The organism is Cellulomonas avistercoris (assembly GCF_014836445.1).
In the GTDB taxonomy this organism is placed as follows: Bacteria; Actinomycetota; Actinomycetes; order Actinomycetales; family Cellulomonadaceae; genus Cellulomonas; species Cellulomonas avistercoris.
In genome coordinates this window covers 165,806-186,241 of the sequence record NZ_JACSQV010000007.1, presented here as the reverse complement: position 1 = coordinate 186,241, position 20,436 = coordinate 165,806, and the positions used below count along the sequence as shown (strand labels likewise).

The 20,436-nt window shown below is 72.0% G+C and carries 18 protein-coding genes and 1 tRNA gene; 4 read left to right on the top strand and 15 right to left on the bottom strand.

What is annotated here, in order from left to right; translation table 11 throughout:
* Positions 1 to 131: 131 nt before the first annotated feature.
* The 3 genes from H9657_RS10085 to H9657_RS10075 all read right to left on the bottom strand — a co-directional run bounded on the left by H9657_RS10085 (position 132) and on the right by H9657_RS10075 (position 5,183).
* Positions 132 to 2,009 carry a P-loop NTPase fold protein gene (locus tag H9657_RS10085; protein ID WP_191782938.1) on the bottom strand — a complete coding sequence of 626 codons (1,878 nt, stop codon included), beginning with the start codon at positions 2,007 to 2,009 and terminating at the stop codon, positions 132 to 134.
* Between the two features lie 505 nt (positions 2,010 to 2,514).
* Entirely contained in the window at positions 2,515 to 3,909 is a 1,395-nt protein-coding gene (locus H9657_RS10080) for a DUF4041 domain-containing protein (RefSeq protein WP_318241413.1), read from the bottom strand.
* Positions 3,906 to 5,183 (bottom strand): hypothetical protein, encoded by a 1,278-nt coding sequence (locus H9657_RS10075; protein ID WP_225215029.1) that lies wholly within the window; start codon positions 5,181 to 5,183, stop codon positions 3,906 to 3,908. The genes H9657_RS10080 and H9657_RS10075 overlap by 4 nt, the downstream gene beginning before the upstream one ends.
* Positions 5,184 to 6,111: 928 nt before the next feature.
* Between H9657_RS10075 and H9657_RS10070 the strand changes: the two genes are divergently transcribed.
* A tRNA-Lys gene (locus H9657_RS10070) sits at positions 6,112 to 6,184 on the top strand.
* A gap of 186 nt (positions 6,185 to 6,370) precedes the next feature.
* On the opposite strand, the gene H9657_RS10065 is transcribed toward H9657_RS10070, so the two are convergent.
* Positions 6,371 to 6,934 (bottom strand): phosphoribosyltransferase family protein, encoded by a 564-nt coding sequence (locus tag H9657_RS10065; protein WP_318241412.1) that lies wholly within the window; start codon positions 6,932 to 6,934, stop codon positions 6,371 to 6,373.
* Positions 6,935 to 7,419: 485 nt separating this feature from the next.
* Between H9657_RS10065 and H9657_RS10060 the strand changes: the two genes are divergently transcribed.
* Together H9657_RS10060 and H9657_RS10055 are read left to right on the top strand one after the other, a co-directional pair.
* A complete protein-coding gene (locus tag H9657_RS10060) occupies positions 7,420 to 7,620 on the top strand; it encodes a hypothetical protein (protein WP_191782936.1) in 201 nt (66 codons plus the stop codon).
* A gap of 102 nt (positions 7,621 to 7,722) precedes the next feature.
* Entirely contained in the window at positions 7,723 to 8,814 is a 1,092-nt protein-coding gene (locus H9657_RS10055; RefSeq protein ID WP_191782934.1) for an NADH:flavin oxidoreductase/NADH oxidase, read from the top strand.
* A 16-nt stretch (positions 8,815 to 8,830) separates the two neighbouring features.
* Here H9657_RS10055 and H9657_RS10050 read toward each other — a convergent pair whose 3' ends face one another.
* From H9657_RS10050 to H9657_RS10000, 11 genes are all read right to left on the bottom strand, one after another.
* Complete coding sequence (locus H9657_RS10050) at positions 8,831 to 9,217, bottom strand: DUF1304 domain-containing protein (RefSeq protein ID WP_191783025.1); 387 nt, start codon at positions 9,215 to 9,217, stop codon at positions 8,831 to 8,833.
* A gap of 109 nt (positions 9,218 to 9,326) precedes the next feature.
* Positions 9,327 to 9,713 carry a nuclear transport factor 2 family protein gene (locus H9657_RS10045; RefSeq protein ID WP_191782932.1) on the bottom strand — a complete coding sequence of 129 codons (387 nt, stop codon included), beginning with the start codon at positions 9,711 to 9,713 and terminating at the stop codon, positions 9,327 to 9,329.
* Positions 9,710 to 11,380: a DUF885 domain-containing protein gene (locus H9657_RS10040; protein WP_191782930.1), complete on the bottom strand. Its 1,671-nt coding sequence runs from the start codon at positions 11,378 to 11,380 to the stop codon at positions 9,710 to 9,712. Before H9657_RS10040 ends, H9657_RS10045 begins: the two co-directional genes overlap by 4 nt.
* On the bottom strand, positions 11,377 to 12,423 hold the full coding sequence (locus H9657_RS10035; RefSeq protein ID WP_318241411.1) for an LLM class flavin-dependent oxidoreductase: 1,047 nt from the start codon (positions 12,421 to 12,423) through the stop codon (positions 11,377 to 11,379). Before H9657_RS10035 ends, H9657_RS10040 begins: the two co-directional genes overlap by 4 nt.
* A complete protein-coding gene (locus tag H9657_RS10030; protein ID WP_191782929.1) occupies positions 12,420 to 12,770 on the bottom strand; it encodes a TIGR04076 family protein in 351 nt (116 codons plus the stop codon). The genes H9657_RS10035 and H9657_RS10030 overlap by 4 nt, the downstream gene beginning before the upstream one ends.
* Entirely contained in the window at positions 12,767 to 14,011 is a 1,245-nt protein-coding gene (locus H9657_RS10025; protein WP_191782926.1) for a metal-dependent hydrolase family protein, read from the bottom strand. Before H9657_RS10025 ends, H9657_RS10030 begins: the two co-directional genes overlap by 4 nt.
* Complete coding sequence (locus H9657_RS10020; protein ID WP_191782924.1) at positions 14,008 to 14,982, bottom strand: ABC transporter ATP-binding protein; 975 nt, start codon at positions 14,980 to 14,982, stop codon at positions 14,008 to 14,010. The genes H9657_RS10025 and H9657_RS10020 overlap by 4 nt, the downstream gene beginning before the upstream one ends.
* Positions 14,979 to 15,986, bottom strand: a complete 1,008-nt coding sequence (locus H9657_RS10015) for an ABC transporter ATP-binding protein (protein WP_191782922.1) — start codon at positions 15,984 to 15,986, stop codon at positions 14,979 to 14,981. The genes H9657_RS10020 and H9657_RS10015 overlap by 4 nt, the downstream gene beginning before the upstream one ends.
* Positions 15,983 to 16,939, bottom strand: coding sequence for an ABC transporter permease (locus H9657_RS10010; RefSeq protein WP_191782920.1), 957 nt, complete (start codon positions 16,937 to 16,939; stop codon positions 15,983 to 15,985). The genes H9657_RS10015 and H9657_RS10010 overlap by 4 nt, the downstream gene beginning before the upstream one ends.
* A complete protein-coding gene (locus H9657_RS10005; protein WP_318241410.1) occupies positions 16,936 to 18,012 on the bottom strand; it encodes an ABC transporter permease in 1,077 nt (358 codons plus the stop codon). The genes H9657_RS10010 and H9657_RS10005 overlap by 4 nt, the downstream gene beginning before the upstream one ends.
* Positions 18,013 to 18,074: 62 nt before the next feature.
* Positions 18,075 to 19,703, bottom strand: a complete 1,629-nt coding sequence (locus H9657_RS10000; RefSeq protein ID WP_191782916.1) for an ABC transporter substrate-binding protein — start codon at positions 19,701 to 19,703, stop codon at positions 18,075 to 18,077.
* Between the two features lie 181 nt (positions 19,704 to 19,884).
* On the opposite strand from H9657_RS10000, the gene H9657_RS09995 reads away from it, so the two are divergent.
* Positions 19,885 to 20,421: a helix-turn-helix domain-containing protein gene (locus H9657_RS09995; RefSeq protein WP_191782914.1), complete on the top strand. Its 537-nt coding sequence runs from the start codon at positions 19,885 to 19,887 to the stop codon at positions 20,419 to 20,421.
* Positions 20,422 to 20,436 lie beyond the last annotated feature (15 nt).

The following is a 20,436-nucleotide window of genomic DNA, read 5'->3' as shown; positions in this document are numbered from 1 at the left end:
GGTCACCTCCTCCCAGCTCGCCCGAGTCCGGCGCGTTCGCCGACCCGTGCTCACCGGGTCCGTCTAGCCAATCCGCGATGTTGCTGCGGAGATCGCGAGCGTCCTTACCACCGCTCCCGCCAAATGAGCCACTAGTTCCCATTGCCGCCGCTCCAAGTTGTCTCGACGACGCCGATCGAATTCAGGAGTTGCGCGTCATTGGTCCCCGCCTTCCATGCCTCAAGCACGGGTCGGTAGGTCGCCGGATCGAGCGGGCGCAGCTTAATGATCGTCGCCATCTCGACATCACCGGCGGGCAGACCCTTCAGCGCCGCCACGACGCTCGGCACTGTGGAGGGCTGCTGCGCCGCGATGCGTAGGAGGCTCTCCGCGGTGAACCTCTGGATGCTCGGCTGGTCGCGCGTTCGACGGCCGAGGTACCCGACGAGCGTCTGCGCATCAGGTTCAGGTAGCGCGTTGAGTGAGTGCTCAGTGACACCAGCACGGTCGAGCTTGAGGCTTGAGGTGAGAGCCGCAGCGAGGTCACGAAGGCGCTCGGGCAGTCCAGTATCAGTGACCTCGATCTTGGCGAACGAAGCAGCCAGATAGAGGTAGCCCGAGATAGCCGAAGCGTCAAGGGCAGGGGGGAGCTTCGCCCACCGCCGAAGAGTGTCGCTGAAGGCGTCGACGCGCTCGGGCGTCGGCTCCTGCTCGTGAGGTGCGCTCTTGGCCGCTCGCCTGCCCTTCGCGGGAGCCACCGCCGGAACGCCGGAAGTCTCTTCGGGCGGTGCTTCGGCGGGGCCGTTGGCTGCGCGCTCGAGCGCTTCGAGCTTGTCTCGAAGCTGGCTAGACGCCAGCCAGTCGAGAACCGTGAGGAAGTCCTCGGTGAGGATGCGCTCAAGGACCATGAGCTTGGCGACCTCGTCGGCCTTGAGTTCGAAGCCGCGACGGTTCGCAATGGCCCGGCGGACATTCAGATCGTTCAGGAAGCGCTTGATGCGGCGCGGATTGCCGTGGAACTTCTCGTACAGGATCGGGGTGAGGCGCGCAGCCGTGACCAAATGGCCTGCGAGCGAGCTGCCAGCCGTGACCTCGATGCCATCGAGACTGCCGCCATCCAGGCGTAGCTCGTCGCACTTGGCGACGAACTCGGCATAGGCATCGTCTTCTAGCTCGGCCTTCGCCAGCAGGAGGAACAGGTACGCCTCCGTGTCGAATCGGCTCAACGCGGGCAGCGGGATCGTCGTCTGGACGATCTTGTGCAGGTAGAGCTTTGACGGATCCTCATCCTCACCCTTGGCATCGGGGGTCTTGAACTTCTGCTGGATAGCCTCGGCCACGCGATCCTCATCGGCAGCGATTATGAACGACATGCCCTTTGCGGACAGGAAGAGCCGAATCGCTTCGAGCGTCTCTACCACGGTGTCCGGCAAGCAGCGGTCGAGGTCGTCGACGAGGACCACCACACGCGACAGGTGCTGTAGCGCCGGGTCGGCGAGGAGTGCCTCGAACTCGTCTCGGAAGGCCGCCATCCCCTTCTCGGCGTCGAGGCTCTCTGGGTCGTCGCTGACCAGCCCGAACATGTCGTCAATGTCCGGAAGTTGCATGGTGAGCGCGGTGCGGGCCGCCATCTTGACAGCCTTGGACCAGTTGACCTTGCGCACGAGCTTCTTGAACGCTTCGAGCCCGGCCTTGCCGACGGGGTCCTCGGTCTTGAACTCCCTTCCCAGCGCGCCGAGCACCTCGGCAATGAGGCTCTCCTTGGGTCCAACTGCCGGGTCGTAGCGCCACGGCTGGGTCGGGATCACCAAGACCTTGCCGTCCGCGGTCGCGGATCGCTCGATGATCTCGGCCTTGATCAGTTCGAGCACGCTGGTCTTGCCACTGCCCCACGCCCCCGAAAGCCCGATCGCGACGGGGTCGAGGTGCTCATCGAAGATCGAGTCAGCTGCGGTTTCAGCCACAGCACGAAACGCCAGCAGGTCGCGTGTCGCTGGCTCGTCGGACCACAGGGGATAATCGGTGCTCATGGCAGGTGTCGACCTCCTCGATCTCGCGCCCCGCGGCGACCGGCGGCTGTCGGCGGTTCCTGTGCGCAAGAGTCACACAGCTCGGGTTCTGAGAGCCGGATTGAGCGATGCGCTTCCTTGACGCCCTCGTCCCTTCGTGGGAGAACCGGCATGTCATCGGACGGACCACCGTCGAGGGCTTTCGCCAAAATCTCCGTCGTTTCGTTGTCAAGCAGGGGCGTCTTCGCCTCGAGCATCCAATGATCCTGTCAGTGACGCGCTGTGGTGTGAGCGGGGATGGACCCCGGAGCTTGGGCAAACAATGTGACTACCCGGCCTATTGCGGCCTAGTCACGGCATGCGTGTTCTCACGCGTTATCGGGCTAAGGCCGCCACAGGTCCAGGGCCGACGGCACGTGTCGTACCCGGGCCCGGTCGCGCCGCCTGCGTGCGAAAACCCAACTGACTTTGTCGCCCCAAGCTGCCGTGGCATCCCGGGCATTGGTCCAGCACTCATTTGTGACATCTAGCGCCTCACATGAACACCCGTCGATGGAGATGGTCGGCCCAGTTCGGGCCAGCGTCCTCGGCTCTGGAAGTACTCGAGGGCCTCCGGATCCTCGGTGAACTCAAGGAGCCCACCGACCTTCTCGTCAAGTACAGCTCGGACCTCGTTCGGAGTGGCAAAGAAGAACTCGCGCCGCTCGTTGACGAAATTGACCCGCCGTTCCGCGAAGGCCTTGTGCAGCTGGCCCTCGAGGGCGATGGCGTCCTCCGAGAAGAAGAGAGCGTGCACGTCGTAGCGGAACGGGACGGACGCGTCCCCGAGCTCGCGGATCCGATCGTGAGGTTCGAGGCGACGGGTCATGCCGATCTTCACCATGTTGGGCCCGAAGGCGCCGACGTTCGAGATGACGTAGACATACCCCGCGCGGATGTTCGCGATCCGGTAGTCGTTGGCCGCGATGGCCTCCGTGATCTGTTCCAGGCGGTGAGCGAGGTCATCTGCTGCAGCGTCATCGCCCCGCGCGCGTAGCGACTCCAGCACGGTGAGGTAGTGGCTCTTCTCCTTCTCGAGCCGCTCGCGCTCCGCCGCGAGTTCCTGCTCAGCGCGCCGCTGCTCCCGCAGCAGCTCCCTCTCCTCACGGGCGCGCTCGCGTTCCTCCTGGACCTTCATCTGGAAGTCGGCCGTGAGCTCGAGCTCGGCAAGGCGCAGTGCGTGATAGGCGGGGTTGACCCGCATCTCCATCATCGCGCCCAGCTTCTCGATGGCAGCCACTGCGGAGTCCAGTCGCTTCTTCGCGGTGCTGATGTTCCCGGAACGAAGTGATCGGACGCAGTTGTCGGCCTCGGCGTTGTACGCACGCAGCATGAGCTTGGACAGGTCACCGACCATCCGCCGACCTTTCGCCAACGACCCGTCGAACGTGAACAGGTCTGCCGCGAGAACGGCTTTGCCGTCCTTCACGACGACGTCTATCTGTTGCTCCAGCTCGTGAAGCCGCTCCTTGTAGGCTGCCGCGTCCTCAAGGGGGTGGTGGTACCGGTAGATCCCCACGTCCTGGAGGACGCGTTGATCGCTCAGTTCGATGACTCCGCCCGTTCCGGCCTGCGCGGCAGAGAGCGCCGCCTCGAGTTCAGCGATTCGACGCAGGAGTACGCCTGGATCTGAAGCGGCTGAGGTTGGCGGCTGCGAGGTTTCCTGGGCACGGCTTGGTTCTGGAAGGGGCGATTCTGCGTTGTCCGAGCTGGCGTCGACGGCTGGTGCTGCGGCTGGCATTCCGGTGTCAGCCGGCTGGTCGTCGACCCACAGCTGCCAACCCGAAGGTGGGTCTGGCCAGGCGGGGTCCGGATTCCAGTCTGGCGGGGGCATCCAGCCCTCGGGCGGCTGAGGCCATCCGGGCGGCGGGTTGAACTTCACCCCTGTCCCCGGACCCGCACACCCCTAGCCGTGTCGGCTGGTGTCAGGTCGAACGGAGACTTGGACAGTGCGGCACCCAAGTGGGACAGGGTCGCCTGCGGGACGATGTTGGCCAGATCGAACCCGCTGAAGGTCTCCCGGTCGGCGGCGACCTGAACGAGGGGTACGGTCTCGGGTTTCCCCGTGGCTGGAGATATGCGGTTCACCCCGACGGTCAGCGCGATCGAACGGATCTTCCCGGCGCGATCCGCCTCGAAGACTTCGTGAAGGGTTCGGACGGCCACCTGCCAGACCGCCTCGGCGTACCGATCCTTCTGCGCCTTGGCGGTGAGGGCTGTCGCGACGATCTCGTCCTTGGCCTTGACGTACTTGAACTCCTTCACGGAAGGCACTGCCGACGGCTCGGGCACGATTGCCGTGAGGGTCAGCTCCCGGGTCTCGAGAGAGAAGCGATGGTCGTGGCTGACGGGAAAGATCTCGGGATAGACCGAGTTCGACAGGACGATGCCGACGTACTCCTGAATCGCGGACTCGACGTCGAACGCAAGCTCGTTGATCAGCGTCGAGAGCTCTGCGTTGCGTGCCGCCGCGTCCGCTTCGCGCTGCGCGCACTCTTCGCGGTAGGTGGCCTCCGCGATGGCAAGCTGCGCGAGCCGCCGCTGTTCAACTTCTTCGCGCGACGCCAGCGCTGCGAGGTGCTGAGAGTGCAAGGCCGTCGCCGCTTCGTGCCACCGACGTCGGGCGATGTCGAAGGCCTGGCGCGCCTGCTCGACCGCTTGCTCATGCTTCTTGCGTCCACCGAACGCTGCCGACACACCACCCGGCGCACGCGGCTCTTCATACACGGGCTCAGGAGGGTAGACCAGGGGCGGCACCGCCGGTGTCGCGACCCCGAGCCTTCCAGGGTCGAACGACGGATGCTCGACGATGACCTTCAGGCTCTCGAGCTCGACATAGTCGTCCACCTCAAGCGTCCAAGCCAGGAGACCGTCGATCTGCGTGGCTTCGTTCGCCACATCTGCGTTGAGTGCAGCGACCTCGGCAAGCTGCGCCTCGACGTGTAGACGGGCGGCTTCCTTCTCCGCCGCCTTCTGATCCGCGGCCGACGCACGGGAAGCACTCGCCCGAGCACGCTCCGCCGCAACACGAGAGCGTTCCAGCTCTCGCTCTGCGAGCGCCTGGGCGCGGAAACCTGCCGCTTGCTGCTGGCGCCGCGCCTTCTCCGCCTGCTGCGCCTGGTAGTTCAGCTCCGCGAAGAAGCCACGCTTAGCCATGAATCTCCCTTGTCGGCCCGTTTGCCAACTCTGGCACACCCCTCAAGGGCGTCACCCGCAAAACGCTGCGCCGCCCGAGTGATCCTCCTACGGTCACGGACCGGCGCAGCACGAGGTCGTCCTGGAGATCGGAGCGGCGAGGCAGCGGTAGTAGGGCTGTCTCGCGAGCTTGAGGACCCGGCCTGTCACCACCACGGGGATGCCGTCGGCGGCGAGATCGCCCACGAGCGGGTAGAGCTTTTCCCGGCAGGTGCGCCTAGGACAGGCACGCCGCCGCGCGGCGCAGCACCTCGTTCTCCTGCTCAAGCAACCGCATCCGGCGGTTTGCCTCACGCAGCTCGGCCGACTCGGTGCGGGTGAGCCCCGGCCGGTTGCCGTCGGCGACGCCAGTGTCGCGCAACCAGCGGCGCAGGCACGACTTGGCGATGCCGAAGTCCGGGGCGATCTTCTTGATCAGGGCATCCCGCGGCGAGCCACGGCCACGACGTCGTCGCGGAACTCTCTGGGCGAAGCCCGACCTCTCCCTGGTCGTCGAGGTCTACGAGCGTCAGCACGACGACCCGGTCACGCACTTCGACAAGCGGGACCAGCTCACCGTCAGCAGCGTGCACCGCGGAGGGCAGCGTCCGATCTACGACCAGCGCCGACGATCCCTCATCCCCCACCACGGCCTGACGCTCCTGATCGTCCGGGCGTCCCAGCTTCGCTGTGAACCGTCGCAGCAAACTCCTGCGGGACGTCGACGCCGATGACCCGACGCTGCGCGCGCTGCTCGACGACGCTCTGGCAACCCCCGGACACGTCCACGACGACGCCCCCGACCTGACCTCGCGGCCCGCGTACCCTGGGTGCCCGGACGCGCAGGGCTGAGCAGGGGCTCTCTCGAGAGTTCTCGAGAGGCTTGTCTCAGTGAATCGCTGCTCGGCCCGGGCCTCTAGCTCAATTGGCAGAGCAGCGGACTTTTAATCCGCGGGTTGTGGGTTCGATCCCCACGGGGCCCACCCTCACCTGCGACCTTGCCGCAGCCCGCCTCCTTCGGCCATGAAGGCGGCCGGTGCGACCAGGTGTGCGCGGTGACCACGGCGCTCCGCCCCCTCACGTGCGTCACGCACCCGCCGCAAGAGCCGCTGTCGACCCTGGAGCTCGGGACCGACGTCACGGACCGCCGCGCGCTCCCCGCAGCGGGGTCAACGACGGTTCAGCTCCCGGACGTGGATCAGACTGCGAAGGTTCAGCGCCCGCCGGTCCGCCGAGTTCTCGAGTGCGTCCACGACGACGGCGGCACCCAACCATCTGGCAGCGGCGTCGTCGACCAGCTGCTGGCACGCGCGTGCTTGCCCGCCCGTCGACGCCCATTCGTCGACGAAGAGCACCCGGTCCCCCGTGCGCAGGACGGAGCGGCGGACGGCGAGGTCCAGATGCCGATCCCGGTAGTCGGGCGGAGTCCTGCGGACCAGCCACACCTCGTCGTTCGAGGCGCGTTCCGGTTTCTTCCGCACCGCCGCGAACCCGATCCCCAGGTGACGCGCCACGAGCGGTCCCAGCAGGAACCCGTGCGACTCGGTCCCGAGGACGACCGTGGGCTCTGCGTCGTGGAACAGCCCGGCGAGCGCGGGACCGATCGCGGCGAGGACCGAGCTGTCGCGCCACCATGCGCTGTAGTCGGCGTAGTACGCGCGCGACTCGGGCCAGACCGGAGGATCGGACCGCCAGCTGAATCCGGCGATCAGACCTGCGTGCAGGTCGTTCACGCGGCCAGTGTGCCAGCCGACGCGACCGGGGGTGAATCTTCTCAGCCCCAAGCCTCTCCTTGTCGATAGAGGGACGTAGGCACCTCAGCGCACGACCCGGGGAGGGGATCCCGATGAGCACGACCGCTCTCACAGCGAGCGACGTCCGGCGGGACGGCGAGCGAGCGCTCGCCGTGGCCCTCGGCCTCGCGCGACGCACTCCCCCGCCGGTGCGGCTGCCCTCGTTCGCGCAGCAGATCGTCCCCGGCCGTTCACCGCTCGAGGCGTCGGGCTGGGCGGAGCCGGCCGTGAGGCGCGTGGCGACTCAGCGGTAGCCCCGCTGCGCGGCCGGAACGTCGTCCGGCAGGACGTCGGCGTGCGGTGTGAGGTAACCCGTGGACCACCTCCCGCACCATCTCCGCGGAGGTCACTTGAGCCCGGCAGGCGGCGTGCCGACGATGGATACACCAGCACCCCGCACGTCGCCACCCGGCGAGGAGGAACAGATGTCCACGCGCACCGTCGGCATCACGAGCGATGTCCGGCGTGACGGCGAGCGAGCGCTCGCGGTAGCTCTCGGCCTGGTGCGGCGCACGCCGCCCCCGGTCCGCGTACCCTCGCCGACCCAGCGGATCGTGCCCGGGAACTCGCCGCTGGAGGCGTCCGGCTGGGCGGAGCAGTCCGAGCGGGACCGCGCCCGGCGCTGAGCCCACCGGCCCCACCGCGTCCGCCCGCCCACGCCCGTGACGTCGGACACGTCGACGGGTGCCACCGACCCGGGCCCGGGCGCGAGCGGTCAGACTGAGGACATGCCCTCCGCCCTCTTCTCGCCCCTCACCCTGCGCGGCACCACGTTCGCGCACCGCGTGTGGATGGCGCCGATGTGCCAGTACTCGGCCGCCGCCGACGGCCCGGACGCGGGTGCACCGAACGACTGGCACGTGCAGCACTACGGTGCGCGCGCGGCGGGCGGCGCGGCCCTCGTGATCGTCGAGGCGACGGCCGTCGTGCCCGAGGGGCGCATCAGCCCCTTCGACCTGGGGATCTGGGACGACGCGCAGGTCGCGGCGCACCGGCGGGTCGTCGACCTGCTGCACGCGCAGGGCGTGCCCGCGGGCATCCAGCTGGCGCACGCCGGCCGCAAGGCGAGCACCGACGCCCCGTGGCGCAGCGGTGGTCCGCTGGCCGCCGACGCGGGCGGCTGGCCGGTCGTGGGGCCCAGCGCCGTGCCGTTCGCGGACGGGCACCCGACGCCGTCCGCGCTGACGACCGACGCGATCGCCGGCGTCGTCGAGGCGTTCGCCGCCGCGGCCCGTCGCGCCGTCGCCGCCGGGTACGACGTGGTCGAGGTGCACGCCGCGCACGGCTACCTCCTGCACCAGTTCTGCTCCCCCGACTCCAACGTGCGCGACGACGCGTACGGCGGCTCGTTCGAGAACCGCACGCGGCTGGCCCGCGAGGTCACGTCGGCCGTGCGTGCCGCGGTACCCGACGACCTGCCGGTGCTGGTGCGCGTGTCCGCGACCGACTGGGTGGAGCCCGCCGGGTGGACGGGCGACGACACCGTGCGCCTCGCGCGCGACCTGGCACCGCTGGGCGTCGACATGGTGCACGTCTCGACGGGCGGCAACCTGCCGCGCGTCCGCATCCCCGTGGAGCCCGGCTACCAGGTGCCGCTGGCCGCCCGCGTGCGGGCCGAGGCGGGCGTGCCGACGATCGCGGTGGGCGCCATCACCGACCCCGCGCAGGCCGAGCAGGTGGTCGCCGGCGGGTCCGCCGACGCCGTCGCGCTGGCCCGCCCGCTGCTCGTCGACCCGTTCTGGCCCCACCGGGCGGCGCTGGCCCTGGGCGTCGACCTGCCCCTGCCCCCGCAGTACGACCGGGCGCGCGCGCTGCTCTGACGACGCCGTCGGCGCGTCAGGCCACCAGCCCCACGACGAGCGCGACGACGCCGAGCAGCGGCAGCAGCCCCTGCGAGCGTGCCGCCGACGCCTTGCTGCGGTCCGACAGCAGCAGCACGAGGGCGGCCGCGACCATCGACCCCGCACCGGCGAGCACGAGCGCGGACCCCACCGCGAGGTGGCCCGCGGCGACGAGCACGATGCCGACGACCACCACCACGGCCAGGAACAGGTTGTAGAAACCCTGGTTGTACGCGAGCGCGCGCGTGGCCTCGGCCTCCTGCGGGCCCATGCCGAAGATGCGGCGGGCGCGCGGCGTCGTCCACGCCACCGACTCGAGCCAGAAGATGTAGACGTGCACGAGCGCGGCGAGCCCCGCGAGCACCAGACCCACGACGACCATCACGGACCCCCTCCGTCGGCGACGGCCGGGCACCGCGCGTGCCTCCCATGGTGCCCCCGACGGGCCCCGCGGGCGACGCAGCCCCGGCCCGCGCGCCGCGGGCGACGGGTCAGTCCCGGCGCTCCGCGTGGTGGTGCACGATCCGCCACGTGCCGTCCTCGCGGCGCAGCACGTCGGTGACGCGGAAGACCTCGTCGGCGGTGCCGTCGTCGTAGGTGGCGTGCAGCTCGTAGCGGACCACGCCCGTGTCGCCCCACGCGTCGGCCGCGACCACGTGCGGCGCGACGGACACCGGCCGCGGGCCGTCAGCGGCACGCGCACGGCGCTCGTCGCGCAGCGTGTCGAGCGCGGGCAGCCCGCGCAGGAGCCCCTCGGCGTCGGACTCCCACATGAGCACGTCCGGGTGCAGGTGCGCGTCGAACCGCGGCCGGTCGCCCAGCGCGTCGTACATGGTCGAGATGCGGGAGACGATCTCGCCGCGGGCGTCGGTGGTCATGCGTCGGTCCTGTCGGACGGGGCGCCCCGCAGGGCGCCGGTGGTCAGGGCGGTCCGCAGCGGCCCCAGGCCCATGGGGCCCAGGCCGAGGGCGGTCATGTGGAACGTCTTGAGGTCGAGGTCGCCGACCTCGTCGCGGACCTGCTGCCACAGCCGCGCGCCGACCTTGAACGCCAGCGCCTGGCCGGGCCAGCCGAGGTACCGGTCGACCTCGAAGCGTGCGGTCGTCGGGTCCACCTCGGCGACCTCCTGCAGCACCTGGACGCCGAGCTCCGGGGTCCAGCGGGCCTGACCGTCGAGGCAGCGCACGCCGGTGCGGGCGGGCACCGGCAGGTCGAGGTGCAGGCCGATGTCGATGACGATGCGGCACGCGCGCCACAGCTGCGCGAAGACCGCGCCGAGCCGCTCGCCCGGGTCGTCGAGCAGGCCGATGTCCTCCGCGAGGTGCTCGGCGTGGTGCGCCCAGCCCTCGGCGTACCCGTGCACGTGGCACAGCAGCCGCTGCCACGGGTGCAGGTCCAGGCCGTACGTGATCGCGTGCTGCAGGTGGTGCCCCGGGACGCCCTCGTGGTGCACGGTCGACACGTCGCGCCACGTGGCGACGTGCGCGGTGCCCGGCGGCACGGTCCACCACACGCGGCCCGGCCGGGTGCCCGCGGCGTCGGCGGGCGTGTAGTACATGACGCCCGACGCGGCCGTGGTCAGGCGGGCCTCGACGCGGCGGTGCGCCGCGGGGACGTCGAACCAGCGGCCGTCGACGGCGTCGGTGACCGCGTCGAGCCGGTCCTGCAGCCACCGCTCGAGCGGCGCGCCGACCTCGACGTGCCGCGCGACGTCGGCGTCGAGCGCCGCGACCGCAGCCGCGACGTCGGGCGTCCCGACGACGGCACGCGCGAGCTCGCGCGCGCGTCCCTGGAGCCGCGCGATCTCGTCCCAGCCCCAGGCGTACAGGGCGTCGAGGTCGACCGACGTGCCGAGGAAGGCCGCGCTGGTCACGGCGTACGTCTCACGCCCGACGCCGTCGGTGCTCCCGGCGCGCGGCAGCAGCCGGTCGCGCAGGCCGGACGCGAACCGGGAGGTCGCGTCGGTCGCCGCGTGCGCGCGCTCGCACAGCGCGATGCCGAGCGACGCGTCGGCGCCGGAGTACTCGCGGACGAGCGCGTGGTAGTACGCGTCGCGGACCCACGCGTCGCACTGGTCCGCGACGGCCCGCACCTGCCGCTGGGCGACGACGTGCCCGCGGTCCGCCGCGTCGTGCAGCGTGGCCGTGTACTGCTCGAGCGCGCGCGGCACCTCCGCGAGGTGGCACGCGACGCGGTGCCAGTCCGCCTCGGTGGCGCGCGGCAGCCCGTCGAAGACCTGCCGCACCAGGTGCACGGGCGTGGCCAGCGGCGCGAGCAGCCGGCGCGTGAAGCCGACCTCGTCGAGCGCGACGTCGCTGCCGAGCCGCTCGAGCGCGGCCAGGCGCAGCGTGGCGTCCGGGCCGTCGGCGGGTGCGGCGCGCAGCGCGGCGAGCGTGCGCCGGTCGAGGTCGTTGCGCGCGGCGAACGCGTCGGGCGACAGGTCCGGCACGCGCATGACGCCGGTGCGGCCCAGCGCCTCGGCCGCGTCCGGGTCGAGGCCGGCGAGGTCGCTGACGTAGGCGTCGAGGACGGTGCGGGTCGTCACGCCACGACCCCCGCCGTCGCGCCCAGCGCCTCGCGCACGGCGGGCAGCACGGCCGCGCCCAGCAGGTCGATGCCGCCGGGGCCGGTCAGCCCGTGCGGCGTGCCGAACTCGACGCGGGTCGCGCCCGCCTCGACCAGCGCGACGGTCCGCTCGGCGACCGCCTGCGGCGTGCCGGCGAAGCAGAAGCGGTCCAGCAGGTCGTCGGGCAGCAGGGCGCCGGCCTCGTCGAGGGCGCCCGCGGCCAGCAGGTCGTGCAGGCGGTGCAGCAGGTCGGGGTCGACGTCGACCGTCGGGTCGAGCGCCGCGACCACGTCGACGTACATCGCGACCTCGCGCCGCGCGACGCGCCGGGCCAGCGCGCCGTCCTCGTCGACGACCGTCACGGCGCCCGCGACGACGCCGACGGCACCGGCGCCGCGGCCGGCGGCGACCGACGCGTCGTCGAGCCACGTGCGCATGAGCCGCACCATGTCGGGGTTGGTGGACCCGCCGATCTTCACCTCGTCGGCGATCCGCCCCGCGAGGCGCGCACCGCGCGGGCCCCACACGCCGAGCAGCACGTCGACCGACGCGCGCAGCGGGCGGTAGTGCAGGCCCGTGCCGGCGGGCAGCGAGTGCACCGTGCCCTCGTAGCCCGCGTCGTCGCCCGCGAGCAGGCGCCGCACGATCGCGACCGTGTCCTCCAGCGCCGCCAGGGGCCGGTCCTGCACGACGCCCGCACGGTCGAGCCACGACCCGCGCGCCAGGCCCAGGTACGACCGGCCGCCGCTCGCCTCGTCGAGCGTCGCGGCCTGGCCGGCGATCTCCACGGGGTGCGTGAGGTACGGGTTGAGGCACGCCGGGCCGAGCGTGAGCGAGCGCGTGCGTGCGGCGGCCGTCAGGAGTGCGGGCAGCGGCGGCTGGTAGCCCAGGTCGGCGTACACCGACAGGCCGTCGAACCCGTGGCCCTCGACGCGCTCGGCCAGCGCGCCGTACTCGGCGGTCGTCTTGTCGGACTGCAGGGCGACCGTGATCCGCACGGGACGGTCGTGGGGCGCGCTCACGTGAGCTCCTCGGTGGGGACGGACGAGCGGCCCGTGCGCTCGATGCGCATGATCAGCCGCTCCTCGGGGTCGGGGCACGCGACGTACGCGTCCTGCGCGAGCCAGTCCCCCGGTGCCAGGTCACGCTGCTTGGCGGGCAGCAGCGGCAGCACGGCGGACAGCGCGTAGAGGCAGAAGTGCTGCCCGGCGGGGATGGTCAGGCGCGACTGCGACAGCTCGAGGCAGTCGCCCACGCGCATGCCGCACACCGACCGGCCCTCGATGCGGTCGACGACGACGCGCAGGTCGTGCAGGTCGGTCGTCGGCGCGTCGGGTGCGCTCTCGGGTGCGGCCTCGGACGCCGTCACGGGCGTCCCAGCCCGGTCAGCACGCCGCGGTCGTCGCGCACGACGCGCCCGCCCTGCACCACCGCGTGCATCCCCCGCAGCGCCGACACGTCGGTGACGGGGTCCGCGTCGAGCACCAGCAGGTCCGCCACCGCACCGGGGACCAGGCGCCCGACGACCTCGTCACCCCCCAGCCAGTCGGCCGCCACGCTCGTCGCCGAACGCAGCACGTCGAGCGGGGACATGCCCGCCTCGGCCATGAGCTCCATCTCGCGGACCGTCGCGGTGGTGCCGTCGTAGTCCGCCTGCGGCGGCATGTCGGTGCCCATCATGATCGTCACGCCGGCCGCGATCGCGTGCTGCAGCGACTGCCAGTGCACCGGCCCGGCGCCCAGCGCGCGGTCGATCATCCACTGCGGCACGCCGTTGGCGCGGAAGAACTCCTCGCAGCGGCTCACGGTGATGGTCGGGACGTACGCGACGCCACGCTCGGCCATGAGCGCGCACACCTCGGCCGTCAGGTCGTAGCCGTGCTCGACGCAGTCCAGGCCGAGCTCGACGGCGCGCGCCACGACCGGTGACGGCCCCGCGTGCGCCGTGACCTTGCGGCCCCAGTCGTGCGCGGTCGAGATGACGGCGGCCATCTCGTCGTCCGTCATCTGCGGCGTGTCGATCGCCTCGTGCAGGCCCGCGATGCCGCCGGAGACGCAGACCTTGATGAGGTCGGCGCCCGCGCGCAGCTGCACGCGCGTCGCGCGCCGGAACCCGTCGGCGCCGTCGGCCTCCATCGCGTCGGAGTCGTGCCCGTGCCCGCCCGTGCAGCACAGCGCGTGCCCGGCGGTGAAGATGCGCGGGCCCGGGACGTGACCGGCGCGGATCGCCGTGCGCAGCGCCATGTCCGCGAAGTTCGTCTCCCCCACCAGGCGCACGGTGGTGACCCCGGCGCGCAGCGTCTGCGCGGCGTTCCCGGCCATGAGCAGCGCGAGCGTCGCGTCGCCCGCGCCCTGCGCGGCGTCCTGCATGGCGCCGGGCAGCGCGAGGCCGAGGTGCACGTGCATGTTCACCAGGCCGGGCACGACGACCGCACCCGCGAGGTCGACGACCGTCGCGCCCGGGGCGCCGGCCACCACGTCCGCGGCAGGACCGACCGCGCCGAGCGTGCCGTCGGGCAGCACGTGCAGCGCCTGGTCCGCCGCGGCCGCGTCGGCCACGCCGTCCCAGACCGTCGCGCCCGTCAGGACCGTCCCCTGCGTCGTGCTCATGCCCGTCCCTCCGTCGCGCCGGCGGGTGTGCCGGCCGTCTCCTGCGCGTGCAGCCAGCACGCCGACCACTGCTGACCGATCTGCACGACCGGCGGCTCACCGGTGCACACGTCCATCGCGCGCGGGCAGCGCGGCCGGAACCGGCAGCCCGTGGGGATGCGCGCCGCGTCCGGCACCTCGCCGCGCAGGCCGACGGGCAGCGTCGGCTGCGCGGAGATGCGTGGCAGCGCGTCGATGAGCGCGCGCGTGTACGGGTGCTGCGGGGACGCCCACACCTGGTCGGTCGGCCCGGACTCGACGATCCGGCCCAGGTACATCACCGCGGTGACGTCCGCGATCTCGTGCACCAGCGCCAGGTCGTGCGAGATGAACAGCATGCCCAGGCCGAGCTCGCGCACGAGGCGCACCAGCAGGTTGACCACCTGCGCCTGCGACGACGCGTCGAGGGCCGTGACCGGCTCGTCCGCGACGAGCACGTCGGGGTCGGCGGCCAGGGCGCGCGCGATGACGACGCGCTGGCGCTGCCCGCCGGAGAACTGGTGGGGGTACCGCTGCGCGGCGTCCTCGTCCAGGCCGACGAGGTCCAGCAGCCGGCGGACCTCGCCGTCGGGGTCCGTCGCGGCGGCCGGCGTGCGCAGGCCGTCACGCAGCTGCGAGCCGATCGTGCGGCGCGGGTTGAGGGACCCGTACGGGTTCTGGAAGACCATCTGCATGCGGACGTCGTGCGCCGAGCGGCGGCGCCACCGCAGCGGTGCGACGGGCGCGCCGTCGAGCAGCACCGTGCCCGTCGTCACGGGCTCGAGCCCCACGACGGCCCGGGCGAGCGACGACTTGCCGCACCCGGACTCGCCGACGAGCCCGACGACCTGGCCGCGCTCGACGTCGAGGCTCACGCCGTCGACGGCGCGGACCGTGCCGCGGCTCCGCGAGCGGAACTCGACCTCGACGTCGCGGATCTCGAGCAGGCTCATGCGGGCACCTCGTGCAGGTCGGGCTGGACGACGCACGCCGCGCCGCGGCCCGGGGCCACGGTCAGCAGCGGCGGCGGGGCGTCGGTGCAGCGGTCCTCGCGGAACGCGCAGCGCGGCGCGAAGGGGCAGCCGGGGCCCGCGGTGGCGGGCGTCGCGGGCGTGCCCGGGATGGTCGTCAGGGCGTGCGTGCCGCGCGTGCCGGCGGCGCCCCACGAGTCGTCGGCGTGCGGGCGGGCGCGCAGCAGCGCCGCGGTGTACGGGTGGCGCGGGTCGAGCAGCAGGTCCGTGGTCGGGGCCTGCTCCATGACGCGCCCGGCGTAGAAGACGTACGACCGCGACGTCAGCGCCGCCAGCACGCCGAGGTCGTGCGTGATGAACAGGACCGACAGGCCCATGTCGCGCCGCAGCTCGTCGAGCAGCTCGAGGATGCCCGCCTGGACCGTCACGTCGAGGGCCGTCGTCGGCTCGTCGGCGATGAGCAGGCGCGGGTTGCACGCGAGCGCCGCGGCGATGGCCACGCGCTGGCGCATGCCGCCGGAGAACTGGTGCGAGTAGGCCTTGAGCGTCCGCTCGGGCTCGGGGATGCGCACGCGGTCGAGCAGCTCGGCCGCGCGACGGTTCGCGGCGCGCTTGTCGAGCCCCAGGTGCAGGCGCATGTGCTCGGTGAGCTGCCGGCCGATCGTCAGCATCGGGTGCAGCGCGGACGTCGCGTCCTGGAACACCATGGCGACCTGCTTGCCGCGCACCGTGTTCCACTGCGCACCGCGCAGCGCGAGCAGGTCCGTGCCGTCCAGCCGCGCCGTGCCGCGCACCTGGGCGCCGTCGGGCAGCAGCCCCAGCAGCGCCTGCGCCGTCATGGACTTGCCGGACCCGGACTCCCCCGCGATGCCGACGATCTCGCCCTCGTCGACGTGCAGGGACGCGTGGTGGATGACGGGGACGGTGCCGCCGCCCGCAGCGGGCAGGGCGACGGCCAGGTCCTGGACGTCGAGCAGACGGGTCATGACAGGCCCTTCGCGTGCCGGGGGTCGAGACGGTCGCGCAGCGCGTCGCCGAGGACGTTGAAGGCGAGGACGACGGTGAGGATGGCCAGGCCGGGGAACACGCTGACCCACCACATCGACAGGTCCCGTGAGCCGCCGGCGATCATGGCGCCCCACTCGGGTGCGGGCGGGCGCGGCCCGAGGCCGAGGAAGGACAGGGCCGCGAGCATGAGCACGGCGTTGCCGAGCTCGAGGGTCGCGAGCACCACGGCCGGGCCGACCGAGTTGGGCACCACGTCGCGGCGCAGGGCCGTCACCGGGCCCACGCCGAGCATGCGCGAGGCCGCCAGGTAGTCCGACCCGCGGATGCTGAGCACCGCGGACCGGATGACGCGCGTGTACGTCGGCCAGGACACGAGGATGAGCGCGAGGACCGCGTTGCGCGTGCTCGGCCCGAACGCCGCCGACACCGCCATGGCCAGGATGATCTGCGGGAACGCGAAGAACAGGTCGGTCACCCGCATGATGACCTCGTCCGCGACGCGGCCCAGGTAGCCGGCCACCAGGCCGAGCAGCCCGCCGACCGCGAGCGACCCCAGCACGATGACGAACGCGAGCGGCAGCGACAGGCGCGCACCGTGCAGCACGCGGCTGAGCACGTCGCGGCCCAGCTCGTCGGTGCCGAACGGGTGCGCGGCCGACGGGGCCGCGTACACGTCGGGCGACTGCGCGATCGGGTCGGCCGGGGCGATCAGCGTCGCGAACGCGGCGACGGCGAGCCAGCCGACGACGATGACGAGCGCGACGACGACCGCGGGCTGACGCCAGATGCCGTGCACGGACGGGACGCGCAGGCGCTGCGGCCACGTGCGGCGCCCGAGCGCGCGGGCGGTGCGCCGGTCGACCGGACCCTCCGGCACGTCGCCGGACGCGTCGGTGGGCACCGGGGCAGGACGCTGGACCTCGAAGCTCATGACACCCTGATCCGTGGGTCGATGACGCCGTACAGCAGGTCGACGCCGAGGTTGACGGCCGTGTACACGAGCGCGACGAAGAGGCTGACGCCCATGATCGCGGGCATGTCGAGCCCGCTCGCGGCCCGGTAGGCGTACTGCCCGACGCCGGGCCAGCCGAAGATCTGCTCGACGAGCACGGTGCCCGACAGCAGGGACGCGAACGCCAGGCCGCTGACGGTGATGACGGGCACGAGCCCGGCGCGCAGCACGTGGCGGCGCAGGATGGTGCGCTCGGGCAGGCCCTTGGCCCGCGCGGCGCGGATGTAGTCGGCGTCGAGCACCTCGAGCATCGCCGAGCGCACGAAGCGCGTGAGCACCGCGACCGTGAGCGTGGTCAGGACGAGCACCGGCAGCGCGAGGTGCTGCACGGCGTCCCACCACACGTCCCACCGGCCCGCGAGGGCGGCGTCGACGGTCGTCATGCCCGTGACGCGCTCGGGCGGCACGATCCACGTGCTGAGCCGACCGCCCGACGGGCTGACGCCCAGCAGGTAGAAGAACACGTACAGGACGACGAGCGAGAGCCAGAACGACGGCGTCGAGAGCCCGACGAGGGTGCCGACGCGCACGACCTGGTCGCCCGTGCGGTCGTGGTGCACGGCCGCGTAGAGCCCGACGGCGGTGCCGATGACCACGGCGAGCAGCATCGACGGCAGCGCGATCTCGAGGGTCGCGGGCACGTAGGTGAGCAGGTCGCCCAGCACGGACCGGCCGGTCTGCTGGGAGATGCCGAGGTCACCCTGCAGCACGTTCGTCAGGTACACCCAGTACTGCACGGGCAGCGGCTGGTCGAGGCCCCACTTGGCGCGGTACGCGGCGACGACCTCGGGGTCGTTCAGCGCCGTCTCGGACAGGTTGGCCGACGCGGCGTCGCCGGGCACGGCCTGGACGATGAGGAACGTCATGACCGTGACGCCGAGCAGCAGCGTCAGGGTGATCGCGATGCGGCGCGAGATGTAGCGGGCCGCGTGGGTGACGCCACGCCACCGGTCCCGGGCGGGGGCACCGCCGGAGGGCGGGGTGGTGGTCACCCCGCCCTCCGCACGGTGACGCCGGGCGGTGGTGTCGCTCCCCGACGGGGCGACACCGCGCGTCATCGACGCGCCACGGCGCGCAGGTCGACCTGCCAGCCGGCCGGCGAGTAGTCCGCGCCCACGAGGTCGGACGTCGAGACGACGACGCCCGAGTTGTACGCGAGCGGGATGTACGGGCCGTCCTCGTCGAGCACGCGCTGCCAGTCCTGCATGGCCGCGTCCTGCTCGGCGGTGTCGAGGGCCGCCCGCACGCGGTCACCCGCGGCGATCGCCTCGGGCGTGGCCCGCTCGAGGGTCCAGCCGGTGCGCTCGGCGCTGGTCTGGCCCGGGTGGAAGTTGTTCACGAGCGAGGACGCGACCGGGTAGTTCAGCGACTGCGGGCTGAACCGGAACGCGACCTTGCCGGCGGACTGCGCGTCGAGGAACGACGCGATGGGCTGGGGGTCCAGCTGCACCGTGATGCCGGCCTGCGCGGCGTCGTTCTGCACCTTGGTGGCGATGGTCGCCAGGTCGACGCCGCGGTACGTCATGGCCGGGAACATCAGCGTGACGCTCGGGTCGGTGACGCCCGAGGCCGCGAGGTGCTGCTTCGCGGCGTCCAGGTCCTGCGCCTTGGACTCGGACTCCGGCAGGGCGCCGGCGAACGCGGTGGGGACCATGCCGGCCGCGGGACGCGCCTCGGAGCCGAACAGCGCGGCCAGGCCCTCGTAGTCGATCGACGCGCGCAGCGCACGCACGAACTCGAGGTTCGACGTGACCTCGCTGACCGCGGGGTCCTGGTGGAGCGTGAGGAAGTAGAACGTGTCCTGCGTGCTGGAGACCTGCAGCGCGTCGTCGAGGTCGTCGAGCATGCGGCCCGACAGGTCGAGGGCGACGAAGTCGCGACCGGCCCGCTCGACGCTCATCTTCTGGTTCTGCGCCTCGACGTTCTGGATGACGATGCGCTCGTACGCCGGCGCCTCGCCCCAGTACTCGGGGTTGGCCGTCAGGACGATCTCGGAGGCGGGGTCGAACGCGTCGAGCACGTACGGGCCCGAGCCGATCGACTCGCCGTCCATGAAGGACGTCGCGGAGTCGGACTCGGCGGCGTCGGCCGCGTCCGTCGCGCCGTTGGCGCGCGCCGTCTCGGCGTTGACGATGCCCGTGGCGGGCATCGCGAGGATGGTGGGGACGTTCGGGTTCGGCGTCTCGGTGGTGACGACGACGACGCCCTCCTCGGGCGACGACGCGCTGAAGCCCTGGACCGTCACGGACGGGCTGCCCTTGAGGTTGACCAGGCGGTTGAGGCTGAACACGACGTCCTCGGCCGTGAGCTCGGAGCCGTCGGAGAAGACGACGTCGTCGCGCAGCGTGAACGTGAACTCGGTCGCCTCGTCGTTGGACTCCCAGCTCTCGGCGAGCAGCGGCTGCGGGTCCGAGACGTCCGAGCCCTCGAAGGTCACGAGGGTGTCGTACATGGCGTGCACGGCCATCGCGCCCGTCGCCTCGTACACCTGCGCGGGGTCGAGGTTCTTGACGACGAACGAGTTGGCCACCGTGAGGGTGCCGCCGGTCGTGGGCCCGTCGGTGCTGTCACCGGACGCGCCACCGGCACCACCGGCGGACCCGGCGGTGCACCCGGCGAGCGTCAGGGCCGCCGCGGCGGCGAGCGCGAGGGTCACGCGACGTCGAGGGGTAGGTCGCTGCATGCTTCTCCGTCCGTGCCGGTGCAGGTCAGCGACGCTGCGGGGGTCCGGCGTGTGTGTCGGTGGCGCGGGGACGCCGTGTGTGAGGGATGACACCACAAGGGCGGACCAGATGTACAGTCTGATCAAACGTGTTCACCAAGACGAAACAGATTCGCGTGATTCGCACCGATTCGGAGGCCACATGCTGGGACACCGCCTACGCGCGCTCCGCAACCAGCACGGCCTGACGCTGCGGCAGGTCGCCGACGCGACCGGACTGTCGACCGCCCTCCTCAGCCAGATCGAGAACGGCCGCACCGACCCGAGCGTCACGACCCTGCGCAAGCTCGCCCAGGTGTTCGAGGCCGACATGGCCACCCTCTTCCGCGACCCCGACGCGCCCGCCGTGCACGTCTCGCGGCCGGGCGAGCGGTTCCGCATGAGCGCACCCGCCGGCCTCATCACCTACGAGCGGATCACGCCCGGCCGCGGCGACTTCGAGGTGCTGCGCGCGCAGCTCGCGCCCGGCGACGTGAGCTCCGAGCACGCCTGGGGCCACGAGTCGACCGAGTGCGTCTACGTGCTCGACGGTGCGATCACCGTGACCGTGGGCGACGCGCAGCACGCGCTGCAGGCCGGCGAGGCCGTCACGTTCGACTCCCGCCAGCCGCACCGGTACGCCAACGAGTCCGACGCGCCGGCCGCCTTCCTGCTGACGGTCTCCCCGCCCACCCCCTGACGACCTCGGCGCACC